This window comes from Deinococcota bacterium (assembly GCA_030858465.1).
Lineage (GTDB): Bacteria > Deinococcota > Deinococci > Deinococcales > Trueperaceae > JALZLY01.
On sequence record JALZLY010000375.1, the window covers coordinates 1 to 14248 of the forward strand.

The following is a 14248-nucleotide window of genomic DNA, read 5'->3' on the forward strand; positions in this document are numbered from 1 at the left end:
CGGGCACGCCGGCCAGGCTGTCGTTGGCGATCTCGTGCCAGGTGAGGATCTGCAGGGGATAGGCCCTGCTCTCGCCGTTCAGCTCGAGGGCGATCACCGGCTCCTGCGGGTCGAGCCAGTCCGCCGCTCAGGATGCGCTCCAGGGGGATCGCGGCCCTCGCCGGATCGATCTCCAAACCGGCCAGCGTGCGGTTGTCCTGAGCCGAGGCGAAGGCGGCGAGGACGATCAGGAAGAGGACGGGTCTCACGGTATTACCTCCAACGGCCTTAACCCTAGCCCAGCCTAGGGCCGGGCGCAGTCAAACGTTGTACCGAGCTCGAGGGCCCCCGGGGAGCACCGGGGTTACAATGGAGACCATGTCGGCTCCCTTCGACCCCCGCCTGCTCATGCGCTTCGGCGCCGGCCCCGAGGACGCGGCCGCTAGGCTCGAGCAGGAGCTCGAGGCCTTCACCGCGCTCCTGCCCCTGTTGAAACCGCACTGGACCGCCCGGCCCGCGGCGGACGCCTGGTGCCCCGCGCAAGTGGTCGAGCACGTCATCAAAGTCAACGACGCGACCAGCAAGATCCTCCACCTCTTGAACCGCCAGGCGCCGCTGCCCGAGGTGGCGCGCCGGCCGGGCGAGCTCGCAAACGGCAAGCCGCAGGCGCCCATCCAGCTGAAGCCGGGCGAGCCGCGGCCATTCGCGGAACTGACGGCGGCGTGGCAGGTGTCGACGGCGCGCTTCCTGGCGGAAGTGGCGAGTACTCGTGACTGGACCGAGCGGCGCTTTTTTCACCCTTTTTTCGGCGATCTGAGCGCGCAGGCTTGGGTGCAGGCGATGAGCTTTCACAACGCTCACCACCGCAAGGGGCTCGAGCGGGCCTTTCTCGGCACCGCCAGCGACGCGTGATGTTTAACGGGCGCCTTGTTTAACGGGCGCCTTGTGAAGCGCGGTTCTTTTTGTTAGGCTTCTGACGAGGACACCTCTTGATGATGCGGCCCTTGATGATGCGGCGAAGTACAGAGTCCCCAGGGACAACGGCGTGACAAACGAGACCGATGAGCGCCTGGTCGCGCTTATGGCGGCGCGCAACGAGTTGGCGCTCGTCGAGCTTCACCGCCGCTACTGCCCCTATCTTCTGGCCATGGGCCGGCGTATGCTCCGCGACCCCGACGAGCGCCAGCAGGCCGTGCAGGACGCCTTCGTCAACGCCTGGAACGCGGCGGCGCGCTTCGATCCCGCCAAGGCTAGCGTCAAGACCTGGCTGGTCACCATCGCCCACCGGCTCATGGTCAACCGCCTGCGCGGGGGGCGCCTGGAGACCGTGCCCCTCGAAAGCTGGGACGCGCCGGTGGCGCCGCCCGACGGGGTCACCAAGGTCTACGTCGAGCAGGCCGTCGCCAGCCTCGCCCAGGACGAGCGCGAGCTCATCGAACTGGCCTTTTATCAGGGCCACTCGCACCAGGAACTCGCCGAGCTCACGGGGCGGCCACTGGGCACCATCAAGACGAAGCTGCGCACGGCGCTCGGCCGGCTGCGCGAGCACCTCGGCGAACAGTACGGCGGGGAACCGCGTGGCGGGGAGGTGGCCGGTGACCGTTGACCAGGACATGCTGATCGCTTACGCCCTGGGCATCTTGGACGCGGCCGAGGCTAGAGAGGTCGAGCGCTACCTGGAGAGCCATCCCGAGGCGGCCGCCGAGGTGCGCGACTATCTCGCCGCCCTGGCGGACGAGGTGATGAAACTCGAGCCCGAGGCCGATCCTAAGGGCGCGACCGAGGGCCTGCTGGCGCGGGTGCGCGCCGAGACAGGGGAGGCTGTGGGAGGGGCCGCGGGCGAGCGGGTTCTGGAGCGGCCCGCGGCTGCGCCCAAGCGCACCGATAGGTCCAAGCTGCCCCTGTGGCTCGGCTTGGCGGCCGCGGCGGCCTTGGCCCTGCTGGTCTTTTTCGGCTTGCCCGCGCTCAGACCGGAAACGCCGCCGCTGGTGAGCGAGCTCGAGCGCTATACCGAGGCTCCGGGCGCGGTTACCCAAGCGCTGCTCGACGACGAGGGCCAGAGGGTCGGCACGCTCGTGCGCCTGCCCGACGACCGGCTCTTCATGGCGCTCGAGCGGCCGCCGCCCGAGGACCAGGTCTACCAGGCCTGGGAGATCGTGGACGGCGTGCCGCTGTCTTTGGGCGTCACCGACGGCGCTGAACTGCTCATCGTCGGCCACGAGGTCACGCCGGGCGGCCTTTTTGGCGTCACCGAGGAGCCTCCGGGCGGCAGCGAGCAGCCGACCAGCGCGCCGGTCGCGCTTGCGGAGCTGTAAGGGCAGGGTCAGGAGTGGGAATACAGGGCTCGGAAAAACACCTTCTGAGTGCTGACTCTGTATTGTGGATTCGCTCTTCGAAGCGAACAGCCGGAGCCGGGATGCGTTAAGCTGAGCAGCTATGGCCTACAGGCGCGCGCTCGTCATCATGAATCCGGTCTCGGGTCAGCACGACCCCAAAAGGACCCGTCGCCGTCTCGAGGAGCGCTTCCGCGAGGGCGGCCTCGACTTCGACTTTCGCGAGACGCAGGGCGACGGCGACGCCCTCTGCTGGGCTGAGGCGGCCGGGGACGAGGGCTTCGACGTGGTGGTGGCGGTCGGCGGCGACGGCACCATCATGGAGGCGATGTCGGGCCTCATCAAGAGCAAAGGCTCGGTGCCGCTCGCGCAGGTGCCGACCGGCACCGCCAACCTGCTGGCGCGGGCGCTACTCATTCCCATCAACGTCGAAAAGTCGCTCGAGCTCGTCTTCAGCGGCAAGGAGGAGCGCCTGGACGTGGGCTACCTGCCCGACCACGACCGCTACTTCGCCCTGGTGGCCGGGATGGGCTACGACGCCAACATGATCGCCGAGGCGCCGCGCAACCTCAAGCGGGTGATGGGCTTTGCCGCCTACGTGGTGTCGGGCATCAAGAGCCTGTTCAGGCTCAAGCGCGTCCGCGTCCACCTGGAGGCCGACGGCGAGAAGATGGACTTTCTCGCCCACACCGTGATGGTCATCAACGTCGGTCAGATCGCCGCCGCGAAGATCTCCCTGGGCCCCGACATCCATCCCCACGACGGCAAGCTCGACCTCATGATCGCCTCGTCGGTGACGCTCTGGGGGCTGGCGCGCACCTTCTGGCAGATCCTCACCCGCCAGTATAAAAGCCAGGAGAACCTGCGCTATATCCAGGCCGCCAAGATCAAGATCGAGGTGCAGCCGCCGCTCGGGGTCCAGATCGACGGCGAAGCCTTCGGCACCACGCCGCTCTGCGTCGAGGCGGTGCCCGGGGGCGCCAACCTGATCGTGCCCCAGGAATACGTCGCCGAACAGGAGGCGCGGAGCGAGGGTGGCTGAGCAGCCGAGACGGGGAGCTGAGAGCCTGCGCCGCGAGCTCGAGGGGACCCCCCCGGGCGACGACCGCTAGGCGGCGTCCTTGGGCCAGAGGATGCGCCCGCAGCTCGGGCAGCGGGTGATGGCCTTGCTGCGGCCGGCCTTTTGCATGACGTGGATGGGAAGCTGCATGTTGCAGCCGCCGCAGCGCTTGTTGTCCACGATGGGCACCAGGCCGAGGCCCCGCCGCGAGCGCCGCACCCCCTCGTACTGCTTTAGGAGGCTGGCGTCGATCTCACGGGCGATGGCGTCGCGGTTGCCGGCGATGACGGCGTGCTCCTCGTCGAGCGCGCTGACGCGCTTCTCTTCGTCCGCGGTCATCCGCTCGAGCTCGGGCTCGAGCGCCGCGAGCTCGCCCTGGAGCTCCAGGATGCGCGCTTCGAGCGTCTCCATGCGTTCGATGAGCGGCAAGGTGTCGTTTTCTAACTCTTCTAAGCGGGTGGCGAACTGGAGTTCCTGGTTCTGGTACTGCGAGGCCTCCTTGCCGCTCATCGCCGCGCTGGCGGCGTTGGCGGCCCCTTTGCGGCGGTCCGACAGGGTGTAGATCTCGAGTTCGTTGTTGCTCACTTGTCGGCGCAGCTCGTGGTGTACGGCCTCTACCGCGGCCAGATCCGCTTCGAGGTCCCGCTTGCGCGCGTTTGTCTCGGTGAGTTGGGGAGGAACGAGCTTTTTTTTATCCTCGAGGGCATCTAGGTCTAGGTCGAACGTCTGGACTTGACTGAGTTTCTCGAGCATCCATCCTCCTGGCAAGGGCCAGAGTCCGCCTGCCGGACCTCGTCGCAAGCTTGGCAACCGGCCTTGGCCCTCTCGCTTGGCCCTCTCGCTTGACCCTCTGGCCTGTCGGCGCCAAGGCCGCGCGTCCGCAGCAGTCTAACACGCCCCAGAGGCTGTCCGGGTTGGGTGCTCCGTGACGCTGCCCGGCTGGAGGCTCAGCAGCTCGCCCTTCACCCCGGTGAGAAGCCACGGTGAGAAGCCACCGTGACGCAGGGTGAACCCCTCTCCGGAGCGAGGGCTTGGGGTTAGAATGCGGAGCGTGTTGGAGGACTCCGTCGATAGCTTTATCGCCGAGTGGCGCCGCTACGCGGTGACGGCCTGGCTCTACTCGAGGGTCGAGGGCAGCGCGCTGCTCGAGTGCGAGGTGAACGGGCGCATCTTTCACCTGTTCGAGCGGACCAACCCCTACGCCAGCCCGGCCGGCAAGGCGCGGCTTATCGTTCACGGCGTGGCGGAAGGGCTCACCGTGGGTGAAGGCGAGCCCTCCTTCGAGGTCCTCGGCCCGAGCCGCCTCAGGTTGGGAGGGCGGGTCAGCCGGGTTTCGGGCGAACTCCTCGTGATCGATGTCGGCTTCCCCGTGGTCGTCGGCCTGCTGGGGCCGGGCCCGGGGCGGCTCGAGCCGGGTGACTACGCCGTGCTCGAGACGTTGCCGCCGCTCCACGGCTTCGTCATCGGCGAGACGCGGGTCAACCAGCCTACCGACGGCCTGTGAGCGCTCCGACACCGCCACAAGGCCACAGCCCCAGTACAGCCCCAGTACACAGCCCCAGTACAGCCCTGCCTACCGGTCGCCGCCTTCGTCGATAGGCAAAACGCGCGCTGCCGAGCGTCCTGCGCTGGAAGCCGGGCTTGATCGATGTCGGGGCAACACGGGCGCTCTGCGGGCAAATCTGCTAGACTCACATGCTTATGACGCCTCACGCTTCTGATACCGCCGCTTCCGATACCGCCCCGCTTGTCCCTGCCCCGCTCTACCCGGCCCCGATCAGCCGGGTGTCGCCGGGCTCGCCGGCGGCGCGGGCGGGCGTGGCGGCGGGCTGGGAGCTGCTCAGCGTGGGCGGCCAGCCCATTCCCGACATCCTCGCCTACCGCCGCGAGCTGGAAAAGGGCGAGGTGGAGCTCACCGTGCGCAGCCCGGCGGGGGAGAGCCTTTGTTTCCGGGCCGGCTGGGAGGACCCCGGCCTCGACTTCGACGAGGTCATCTTCGACGGCCTCAAGCTCTGCGCCAACAAGTGCGAGTTCTGCTATGTCCACCAGATGCCCAAGGGCTTCAGGAAGAGCCTCTACGTGATGGACGACGACTTTCGCACCTCTTTTCTGTACGGCTCCTTCGTGACCCTGACCAACCTGACCGATGGCGACATCGCGCGCATCGTCGGCGAGCACTTGAGCCCGCTCTACGTCTCGGTGCACACTACCGACGAGGACCTGCGCCGCGACATGATGAAGTGGTGGCGGCTCAAGGTAAAGGACGAAAAGGCCACCAGGATCCGCGATATGCTCGAGCGGCTCGCCCCCATCGACCTCTACACCCAGCTCGTGCTCCTGCCCGGCCGCAACGACGGCGAGGCGCTCAGCGAGTCGCTCGAGTTCCTGGCGAGTCAGCCCAACGTCTTGGCGGTCGCCTGCGTGCCGGTCGGCCTCACCGAGCACCGCCGGAACCTGCCCGAGCTGCGTCCCTATGCGCCCGAGGAGGCGCGGGGCGTCTTGAAGCGGGTTCATGCCTTCCAGGCGAGGATGCTCAAGGAGCGGGGCACGCGCTTCATCTTTCCCAGCGACGAGTTCTATCTCCTGGCGGGCGAGCCCGTCCCGCCCGCGGAGGCCTATGAGGGCTACGCGATGCTCGAGAACGGCGTGGGCATGATCCGCGATTTTCTCTCCCAGCCCCTGCCGGGGTTGCCGGCCCGCGTGAACCCGCGCAAGGTCATCCTCGCCACCGGCAAGCTCTTCGCCCCGGTCCTGGCGCGGGCGCTGGGTCCCTTGCGCGGGGTTCAGGGGCTCGACTTCGAGGTGCGCGAGCTCAAGAACCGCACCTTCGGCGAGGTCACCACCGTCGCCGGCCTGTTGGCCGGCCGCGACTTTCTGACCCAGATCGCGCCGGGCGAGGCCGACCTGCTCCTGGTGTCGCCCAACGTCGTCAAGTACGGCACCGAGACGATGCTCGACGAGCGCAGTTTGGGCGACCTGCGCCGGGAACTGAAGATGGAGGTGGCGGTCGGCGGCACCAACCTCGCCGAGCTCGCCCAGGCGATGCTCTCCAGCGCGCCCGGCGGCGCGCTGCCGCAGTTCGGCTACTCCACCCACGCTGCCAAGGAGGCGGCCGGGTAGCAGGGGTCGGGCTCAGGAGCCAGGGCTCAGGAGTCGGTGGGTTTCCCTTGGAGGGCGCTTTGGAAGCCTCAGCTTGGGCCGCTTGCCGCCTGACCTCTGGCCTGCCACCACTGCCAGACCTTGTGGAGGCCCGCCTCGAGAGAGACCTCGGGCTGAAAGCCCAGGCCCTTCAAGCGGCTGATGTCGGGCACGAGCACGGGGATGTCGCCCGGCCACGACTGACCCGTCGTCTCGAGGCGTTTTTGCCGCCCGGTGATCTCCAGGATCATCCTGGCCAGCTCGAGGACCGAGAGCCCCCTTTCCGAGCCGATGTTGTAGGGCTGAGCGTCGCCCCCCTCGGTGACCAGGAGAATAGCCTGCACGGCGTCGCTGACGAAAAGCTGGCTGCGCACCTGCGCGCCGCTGCCGAGCACCTCGAAGACCCCGCCGGGGGCGGTCGCCTTGTGGAGAAAGTCAAAGACGAGGTAGCGCGCCTGATGCGGTCCGAACACATTGAAAAAACGGACGATCCTCGCGTCCAGGCCGTACTCGCGGCGGTAGAGGTCGACGTAGCTCTCGGCGGCGAGCTTGGAGACGCCGTAATGGCTGGTGGGCAGGAGCGGATGCCCTTCGTCCATGGGCACGTAGCGGGGCGTCCCGTACACAAAGGCGGTCGAGGCCTGCAGGAAGCGCGCGGAGCGCTCGCGGGCCAAACCGAGCAGGTTGACCGTGCCCAAGACGTTGGTGCTCAGGTCGAAGGCGGGTTCGCTGGCGGAGCGGGGCACGCTGGCGTTGGCCGCGAGGTGAAAGATGCGCGCGATCTCGAAGCGCGCCAGCCGCGGCCACCAGTCCCTGGAGCGGATGTCCCCCTGGACGAGCTCGACATGGGGGAGCGACCTCGCCAGGTTGCCCGCGTGATCACCCGCCGAAGCGCTGACGACGATCACCCTGCGCCCCGAGGTGACGAGGCGATCGACCAGATGGGAGCCGATGAAGCCGCTGCCCCCGGTGACTAGATCAAAAGCCGCCACGCCGGCCTCCTTTCGGAAGGGCCCCGGGCCATGTCGGAAGGGCCCCGGGCCATGGCGCCTTTGCCGGTGCGGCGTGACGCTCGGCAAGCGAGCCGGCGGGCGCCCATCAGCCCTGCTGGCGCGATACGCAGTCGAGGTCCGCTGCGACCATCAGGCGGACGAGCTCGTCGAAGCTGGTCCGCTGTTGCCAGCCCAGCACGCGCCTGGCCTTGCTCGGGTCGCCCAGGAGCAGATCGACCTCGGCGGGTCTCATGAAGGCCGGGTCGATGACCACGTGGTCTTGCCAGGTGAGCCCGGCGGCGGCGAAGGCCGCGGCGACGAAGTCCTCCACGGTGTGGGTTTCCCCGGTGGCGAGGACGAAGTCACCCGGTTGGTCTTGCTGCAGCATGAGCCACATGCCCTCGACGTACTCCTTGGCGTAGCCCCAGTCGCGCTTGGCCTCCAAGTTGCCCAGGCGAAGTTCCGTTTGCAGGCCGCGCTTGATGCGGGCGGCGGCCAGGCTGATCTTCCTGGTGACGAACTCGACGCCGCGCAGCGGGCTCTCGTGGTTGAAGAGGATGCCCGAAGAGGCGTGCAGGTCGTAAGCCTCGCGGTAGTTGACGGTGATCCAGTGGCCGTAGAGCTTGGCGACGCCGTAAGGGCTGCGCGGGTGGAAGGCGGTGGTCTCGCTCTGCGGAACGGCCTGCGCCTTGCCGAACATCTCGCTGCTCGAGGCCTGATAGAACCTGATCCGCGGGTTCACCGCGCGGACCGCCTCGAGCAGCCGCGCCACGCCCAGGCCGGTGATGTCGCCGGTCATGAGCGGTTGCTCAAAGGACAGCGCCACGAAAGACTGCGCGGCCAGGTTGTAGACCTCGTCGGGCTGGTGCTCGTCGAGCGCCCGGATCATGCCGCCGCCATCGGCCAGGTCGAAGTCGGCAAAGGCGATCCTCTCGGTGATGCCCAGGAGGTCGAGCCGCTGACGGTTCCTGGTGCTGGCGCGGCGCTCGGCGCCGACGACCGTATAGCCCTTCTCGAGCAGCAAGGCGGCGAGATAGGCGCCGTCCTGGCCGGTAATCCCCGTGATGAGCGCGCGCTTTGTCACCCTGGTTTCTCCTCCTTTGGCTAAGCCCAGAAGCTCGCCGGTGCCGAGGACGCCGGCGCCAGGCCCTGCCTGGCCTCGCCCCAGGCGCTTATGATGGCAACCACAAGCGCCCTCGTCAGCGCCCTATCCCGTTGAATCCTCAGCCCGCGCGGCCGCCTACTTGTCTCCCTCGGGGTTGTAGCGCAAGAAGGCGGGAATGTCGTAGTTGCTGGGGTCGTAGCTCCGGCCGCCGGCGTTGGCGCGCAGCTGGCTGGGGCGGAGGATCTTCATCTGCGGGTTGTGGTCGAAGCCCGCCGCGATCACCGTCACCCGCACCTCGTCCGAGGCCGCATCGTCGTAGGTCACGCCGAAGAGCACGTTGACGTCCTCGACCTCGGTGGCCTCGCTGATCTTCTCGACGATCTCGTTGGCGTCGAAGAGGGTGAGCTCCTCGGAGCCGGTGATGTTGATGAGGAGCTGGTGCGCGCCCTCGACGCCGCGCGCCAGGAGGGGACTGTGGGTGGCGCTCTTGGCGGCCTCCTCGACGAGGCGCTCGCCCGAGCCCGCGCCGATGCCCATCAGGACCGTGCCGGCGCCGGTAAGGAGCGTGCGCACGTCGGCGAAGTCGACGTTGATGAGGCCGGGCATGTTGATCACGTCGCTGATGCCCTTGACGCCGTGGTAGAGCACCCGGTCGGCGACGCGAAAGGCGTCGGAGAGCTTGACCTTGCGGTCCAGGGCCGAGAGGAGGCGCTGGTTCTCGACGACGATCAGCGCGTCGACGCGCTCCTCGAGTTTGCGCAGGCCCTCCTCGGCGGCGCGCATGCGCTTGGGCCCTTCGAACTGGAAGGGCGAGGTGACCACGGCCACCGTCAAGGCGCCCACTTCCCTGGCCACCTCGGCGATGATGGGCGCGCTGCCGGTGCCGGTGCCGCCGCCCATGCCCGCGGTGATGAAGACCAGGTCCGAGCCGACCAGGTGCTCGGAAATGCGGTCGCGGTCCTCGACGGCGGCCTTTTCGCCTATCTCGGGGCTGGCACCGGCGCCAAGGCCCTTGGTGAGCCGGTCGCCCATCTGCACGCGGGTGTCGGCCAGGCTGGTGGCCAGGACCTGGGCGTCGGTGTTGGCGGCGATAAACTCGACGCCCTGGAGCCCGGACTCGATCATGCGGTTGACGGCATTGTTGCCGCCGCCGCCCAACCCGATCACCCGAATAACTGCGTTGTCCATCATGGTTGTCCCCTTGCCTTTCTACAACTTGCCTGTCTACGACCCTCTGCGCTCTTGTCCAATTCTCGAGTTTGTCCAGCGAACGTTCGCTCTGTCATGACTCCCGACTTCCAGCTCCTGACTCCCGGCCCCCTTTGATTCCTAGAAGAAATCCTTCAAGATATTGCGGATATTGCCGAACCAGGTCGGCAGGCTGAAGCCCTCGCCCGGTAAGGCACGCTTGCTGGGTACGGGCAGCTGTTGGCGCATGCCGTAGCGCACCAGGCCCACCGCCGTGGCGTGAGCCGGGCTGGCGACGACGTCGACCAGACCCGAGACGCCGAGCGGCTTGCCGGTGCGCACCGGCAGCCTGAAGCGTTCCGCGGCGAGCCCGTCCAAACCGGGCATCAGGGAGGCGCCGCCGGTGATGACCACGTTGCCGGCCAAGAGTTCCATCGCGCCCATGCGCTGCTCGATGTTGCGCTTGACCAGATCCAGGATCTCGACGACCCGCGGCTTGATGACCTGGGCGAGCTCGAAGGTGGACAAGGAGGCGGTGTAGTTGGGATGCGAGACCTCCAGGGCCACCTCGCGGTCGGCCTGCTCGGGCAGGGCCACGCCGTACTTTTTCTTGACCCGCTCGGCCTCGTCGGGAGGGATCCGTAGGAGCTGGGAGATGTCCTGGGTGATGTGGTCGCCGCCCAGCGGAATCACCGCCGAGTGCGCTAAGTTGCCGCGCCGGAACACGCCCACGTCGGTGGTGCCGCCGCCGATGTCGATAAGGACCGTGGTGACGTCGCGCTCGGAGGCGTCTAAGACCGCCAAGCCCGAGGCCAGCGCCTGGACCACCACGCCCTCGACCTCGGCGCCCGCGTCGCGCGAGCAGCGCTTCAAGTTCTGCAGCGGCCCCTGGGCGCCGGCGACGATGTGAACGTCCACTTCGAGTCTCACGCCCGACATGCCGATCGGGTCCTTGATGCCATCCTGGCCGTCGACCACGTACTCCTGGGGGATGACGTGGATGACCTCCATATTGGCCTCCAGAGGAATCGCCCGCGCGTTTTCGACGGTCCGCTCGACGTCACCGCGGCTGATCTCCTGGCCGCGGCGGATGGCCGCCATGCCGTGCGAGTTGAAGGCCTTGAGGTGCGAGCCGGCGATGCCGATCCAGGCGCTTGTGACCTCGACGCCGGCCACCCGCTCGGCGGCGGCGATCGACTGGCGCACCGAGGCGATGGTGCGCTCCAAGTTGACCACCACGCCCTTGCGCAGGCCGTCGCTGGGCACCGTGCCCTCGCCGATGATGTCCAGGACGCCGTCGCTGGCGAGCTCGCCGATGACCGTGCAGATCTTCGTCGTGCCGATATCGAGTCCCACGATGATGCGTCCGTCAGTCATGGCGCTACGCTCACCTGTTCTACGCTCACCTGTTCTACGCTCACCTGTTCTACGCTCACTGTTGTACGCTCACTCCCCAGGGATACACGTAAACGCTTTTGCCCTGCTGACTTGTAAAACCCGACCAGTGCGCCCTTAGCGCCGCTATATCCGGCGTAAAGAGGCGGCCGTCCTCCAACTCTATGTCAAAACCACCTGGCGAGTAGCTTAACATCTTGGGCTCATACTCTTCCAGCAATTGGACGAGGGCGATCGCCTCGTCCGAGCGGTCCTCGCCCCAGCCGCGGACGAGGACGAGGTCGGCGGTTTGCGAAGCGCGTGGGTCTGCGGTGGAAGCATCTCCCAAGACTGTACCATCCAGGGCCAGGATGCGGTCGCCGATACGGATGGCGGGCCGCCGCTCCCAAACGTGGATGAGGACCGTGTCCGGCCAGTGGCGGACGAGGCGTGCCCGCAGGATCCAGGGGTCCAGGGCGAGCCGCCGCGCCCGCCAGCGGTGGACCCAGAGGAGCGGGTCCGCCAGCCTCACCTCGGCCAGCGCCATCACCTCTTCGGCGCTGTAGTGGGCGTTGCCCGAGACCACGACGCTGGCGATGCGCGGATGGTAGAGGCTGAGGGCCACCGCCGCGAGGGCGAGGCCGAGACCTGCGAGGAGCAGGGCGCGGCGCACCTCAGGCCTCCGTCCTCGCGGCCGAGGCTCGGGGCTCGAAGCCCCAGCCTTCCCACTCGAGCTCCAAAGGCACCCCGACCCTGGCCCGGACGAGCCCCAGCAGCCTGATCACGTCCTCGGCGCGGGCATTGCCCAGGTTGACGACGAAATTGGCATGCTCACATGAGACCATCGCCCCGCCGACGCGCAGGCCCTTGAGCCCCGCCGCGTCGATGAGCCTGCCGGCGCTGCCCCCCGGCGGGTTCTTGAAGGCGCAGCCCGCCGACTTGACCTTGGGCTGGCCCTTTCTGGCCGCGTCCACCTTAGCGAGCTGCGCGCCCACCCGTTCGGGTGTGGAGGGCGTGAGCCCCAGGCGCAGCCGGGTGACGACGGCGCCCGCCGGGAGCGTACTCCGGCGGTAGCCCAGGCCGAGGGCGTCCGCGGGCAGGCGTATGGCCGCGCCGCCCACGAACAGCTCGGCCTCTAGAAGCGTGTCGGCGAGGCAGCCGAAGCGGGTGCCGGCGTTCATCTTGAGCGCCCCGCCGAGGGTCGCCGGGACGCCCAACAGGCCCTCCAAGCCCGACAGGCCGAGCCGGCCGGCGCGGCGCACCAGGCCCGGCAGCGGCGTGGCCGCGCCCAGCCACAAGTCGGCCTTGCCGTCGAAGACCCTGACGCTGTTGAAGGCGGGGCCCAGCTTGACGACGCGCTCGCTTACGCCCTCGTCGGCGACGAGCAGGTTGGAGCCCGCGCCCAGGACGCGGTAGGGCTCGCGGGTGGCCTCCGTAAGCTCCCTTTCGCTGCCGACCTCCCAGACTTCGGCCTCGCCGCCGACGCCCAAGGTGGTCAGCATGGCGAGCCTGACCCGCCGCACCCTGTTCGCGCCCATGGGCGCTGTCTTAGGCGCTGCCATCGTCGCCTCCTCCCGCCTGCACCACGCCCCGCGCCACCTTCCAGACGTCGCCCGCGCCCAGGGTGATCACCAGGTCGCCCGCCGCCAAGGAGCCCGCCAGGTAGCGCTCGGCCTCGGCCATGCCCAGCCACTGCGCCCGCTTGCCGCTCTCCCTGAGCCGCTCGACGATGAGGGCCGGCGAGATGCCGGGAATGCTCTCCTCGCCCGCCGCGTAGACGTCCAAGACGATGACCTCATCGGCCACAGCGGCGGCCTCGGCGATGGCCGGCCAGTGGCGGGCGGTGCGCACCCAGCGGTGGGGCTGCACCACCGCCCGCACCCGCCGGCCGGTGTGCTTGGCGGCCTCGAGCGTCACCCCGATCTCGGTGGGGTGGTGGGCGTAGTCGTCGATGATGAGCGCGCCGCGGACGCTGCCCCAGCGCTGCCAGCGCCGGCCCACGCCGCGAAAGAGCGCCAGCGCCGCGGCGGCGCCTTCGAGCGGCAGGCCGGCCAGGTGCGCGCAGGCCAGGGCGGCCGCGGCGTTCTGGACGTTGAAGCGCCCGGGCACGGCGAGCGCTACCTGGACGCTCCCGTCCGGCGCGTGAAAGCGGAAGCTGCTGCCCCCAGCCTCGAGCGCGAGGCCGTCGACGCGGTAGTCCGCGCCGCTCCCGAAGCCGTAGGCGCGGGCCTGGGGCAGGTCGCCGAGGATGCCCGCGAGCCCCGGCCAGTCGGCGCAGTAGAGCACCTGCCCCGCCTGCGACGCGAAGCGCCGGGTCGCGGCGACGAGCTCGCCCCAGGTCGCGTGGTAGTTGCGCCGCTCGCTGAAGTCGCCGGCGATGTGGTCGTCCTCTAAGTTGGTGACGACGGCGATACCGCAGGCGAGCCCCTGGAAGCCGGGGTCGGACTCGTCGACCTCGGCGATCAAAGGGCCGGCGCCAGAGCGCACGTTCGAGCCGATGAGCGGCAACTCGCCGCCGACGAGCACCGCCGGGTCGGCACCCGCGGCCAGAAAGACCGTCGCGGTCATGGCGGTGGTGGTGCTCTTGCCGTGGGTGCCGGTCACGCCGACGCCCTCCCGCCCCGCCATCACCTCGGCGAGGAGGTCGATGCGCCTCATCACCTTGCGCCCGAGCGCGCGCGCCGCCTGGACCTCGCGGCAGGTCTCGGGCACGGCCATGGTGGTGACGAGCACGTCCGCGTCCGCCAGGTGATCGGGGTGGTGGCCGAGCTGAACGTCGATGCCCGCCTGGCGCAGCCGCGCGAGCTGCGGGCCGTCGCTGGCATCGCAGCCCGAGACCCCGTAACCCTCGGCGTACATGAGCTGGGCGAGGCCGCTCATGCCCACGCCGCCGATGCCCATGAAGTGCAGGTGGGGCTTGACGGCGCTCACGGCGTGGTCCTCCTCGAGAGCAGGCGGTAAAGAGGCAATAGAAGAGAAAGACAAGATAGATAAGATAGATAAGGAAGCGGCGTCATGGTGCGGTCTGAACCTCGCTGTGAGTTTGGGAATGGGCGCCTGCGAGCTCGAGCAAGAGCTC

15 protein-coding genes are annotated in these 14248 nt (G+C 68.6%); 6 read left to right on the forward strand and 9 right to left on the reverse strand.

Annotated features, from left to right (window positions below; translation table 11 throughout):
• A partial coding sequence (locus tag M3498_18470; protein MDQ3461252.1) for a DUF3179 domain-containing protein occupies positions 1-97 on the reverse strand: 97 nt, incomplete at its 3' end.
• A 260-nt stretch (positions 98-357) separates the two neighbouring features.
• Between M3498_18470 and M3498_18475 the strand changes: the two genes are divergently transcribed.
• From M3498_18475 to M3498_18490, 4 genes are all read left to right on the forward strand, one after another.
• A complete protein-coding gene (locus tag M3498_18475) occupies positions 358-891 on the forward strand; it encodes a DinB family protein (GenBank protein ID MDQ3461253.1) in 534 nt (177 codons plus the stop codon).
• 133 nt (positions 892-1024) lie between these two features.
• A complete protein-coding gene (locus tag M3498_18480) occupies positions 1025-1585 on the forward strand; it encodes a sigma-70 family RNA polymerase sigma factor (GenBank protein ID MDQ3461254.1) in 561 nt (186 codons plus the stop codon).
• On the forward strand, positions 1575-2294 hold the full coding sequence (locus tag M3498_18485) for an anti-sigma factor (GenBank protein MDQ3461255.1): 720 nt from the start codon (positions 1575-1577) through the stop codon (positions 2292-2294). The genes M3498_18480 and M3498_18485 overlap by 11 nt, the downstream gene beginning before the upstream one ends.
• Positions 2295-2415: 121 nt before the next feature.
• Positions 2416-3354: a diacylglycerol kinase family lipid kinase gene (locus M3498_18490; protein ID MDQ3461256.1), complete on the forward strand. Its 939-nt coding sequence runs from the start codon at positions 2416-2418 to the stop codon at positions 3352-3354.
• Between the two features lie 66 nt (positions 3355-3420).
• Here M3498_18490 and M3498_18495 read toward each other — a convergent pair whose 3' ends face one another.
• On the reverse strand, positions 3421-4125 hold the full coding sequence (locus M3498_18495) for a C4-type zinc ribbon domain-containing protein (protein MDQ3461257.1): 705 nt from the start codon (positions 4123-4125) through the stop codon (positions 3421-3423).
• Between the two features lie 298 nt (positions 4126-4423).
• Here M3498_18495 and M3498_18500 point away from each other — a divergent pair, with 298 nt between their 5' ends.
• Positions 4424-4876 (forward strand): hypothetical protein, encoded by a 453-nt coding sequence (locus M3498_18500; protein ID MDQ3461258.1) that lies wholly within the window; start codon positions 4424-4426, stop codon positions 4874-4876.
• A gap of 197 nt (positions 4877-5073) precedes the next feature.
• Positions 5074-6492 carry a DUF512 domain-containing protein gene (locus M3498_18505; GenBank protein ID MDQ3461259.1) on the forward strand — a complete coding sequence of 473 codons (1419 nt, stop codon included), beginning with the start codon at positions 5074-5076 and terminating at the stop codon, positions 6490-6492.
• A gap of 68 nt (positions 6493-6560) precedes the next feature.
• On the opposite strand, the gene M3498_18510 is transcribed toward M3498_18505, so the two are convergent.
• From M3498_18510 to murC, 7 genes are all read right to left on the reverse strand, one after another.
• A complete protein-coding gene (locus M3498_18510; GenBank protein MDQ3461260.1) occupies positions 6561-7502 on the reverse strand; it encodes a GDP-mannose 4,6-dehydratase in 942 nt (313 codons plus the stop codon).
• Between the two features lie 106 nt (positions 7503-7608).
• Complete coding sequence (gene gmd, locus M3498_18515; protein ID MDQ3461261.1) at positions 7609-8586, reverse strand: GDP-mannose 4,6-dehydratase; 978 nt, start codon at positions 8584-8586, stop codon at positions 7609-7611.
• A 156-nt stretch (positions 8587-8742) separates the two neighbouring features.
• Positions 8743-9795, reverse strand: a complete 1053-nt coding sequence (gene ftsZ / locus M3498_18520) for a cell division protein FtsZ (protein ID MDQ3461262.1) — start codon at positions 9793-9795, stop codon at positions 8743-8745.
• A 141-nt stretch (positions 9796-9936) separates the two neighbouring features.
• On the reverse strand, positions 9937-11172 hold the full coding sequence (gene ftsA / locus M3498_18525; protein ID MDQ3461263.1) for a cell division protein FtsA: 1236 nt from the start codon (positions 11170-11172) through the stop codon (positions 9937-9939).
• Positions 11173-11227: 55 nt separating this feature from the next.
• Positions 11228-11842: an FtsQ-type POTRA domain-containing protein gene (locus tag M3498_18530; protein MDQ3461264.1), complete on the reverse strand. Its 615-nt coding sequence runs from the start codon at positions 11840-11842 to the stop codon at positions 11228-11230.
• A gap of 1 nt (position 11843) precedes the next feature.
• Entirely contained in the window at positions 11844-12707 is an 864-nt protein-coding gene (locus tag M3498_18535) for a UDP-N-acetylmuramate dehydrogenase (protein ID MDQ3461265.1), read from the reverse strand.
• 10 nt (positions 12708-12717) lie between these two features.
• Positions 12718-14100 (reverse strand): UDP-N-acetylmuramate--L-alanine ligase, encoded by a 1383-nt coding sequence (murC, locus tag M3498_18540; GenBank protein MDQ3461266.1) that lies wholly within the window; start codon positions 14098-14100, stop codon positions 12718-12720.
• Positions 14101-14248 lie beyond the last annotated feature (148 nt).

Excerpts from the sequence above, each read along its gene's own strand:
- ftsA (MDQ3461263.1), bottom strand. The coding sequence starts at position 11,172 with ATGACTGACGGACGCATCATCGTGGGACTCGATATCGGCACGACGAAG.
- M3498_18535 (MDQ3461265.1), bottom strand. The coding sequence starts at position 12,707 with ATGGGCGCGAACAGGGTGCGGCGGGTCAGGCTCGCCATGCTGACCACC.
- ftsZ (MDQ3461262.1), bottom strand. The coding sequence starts at position 9,795 with ATGGACAACGCAGTTATTCGGGTGATCGGGTTGGGCGGCGGCGGCAAC.
- M3498_18505 (MDQ3461259.1), top strand. The coding sequence starts at position 5,074 with ATGACGCCTCACGCTTCTGATACCGCCGCTTCCGATACCGCCCCGCTT.
- M3498_18475 (MDQ3461253.1), top strand. The coding sequence starts at position 358 with ATGTCGGCTCCCTTCGACCCCCGCCTGCTCATGCGCTTCGGCGCCGGC.
- M3498_18495 (MDQ3461257.1), bottom strand. The coding sequence starts at position 4,125 with ATGCTCGAGAAACTCAGTCAAGTCCAGACGTTCGACCTAGACCTAGAT.
- M3498_18490 (MDQ3461256.1), top strand. The coding sequence starts at position 2,416 with ATGGCCTACAGGCGCGCGCTCGTCATCATGAATCCGGTCTCGGGTCAG.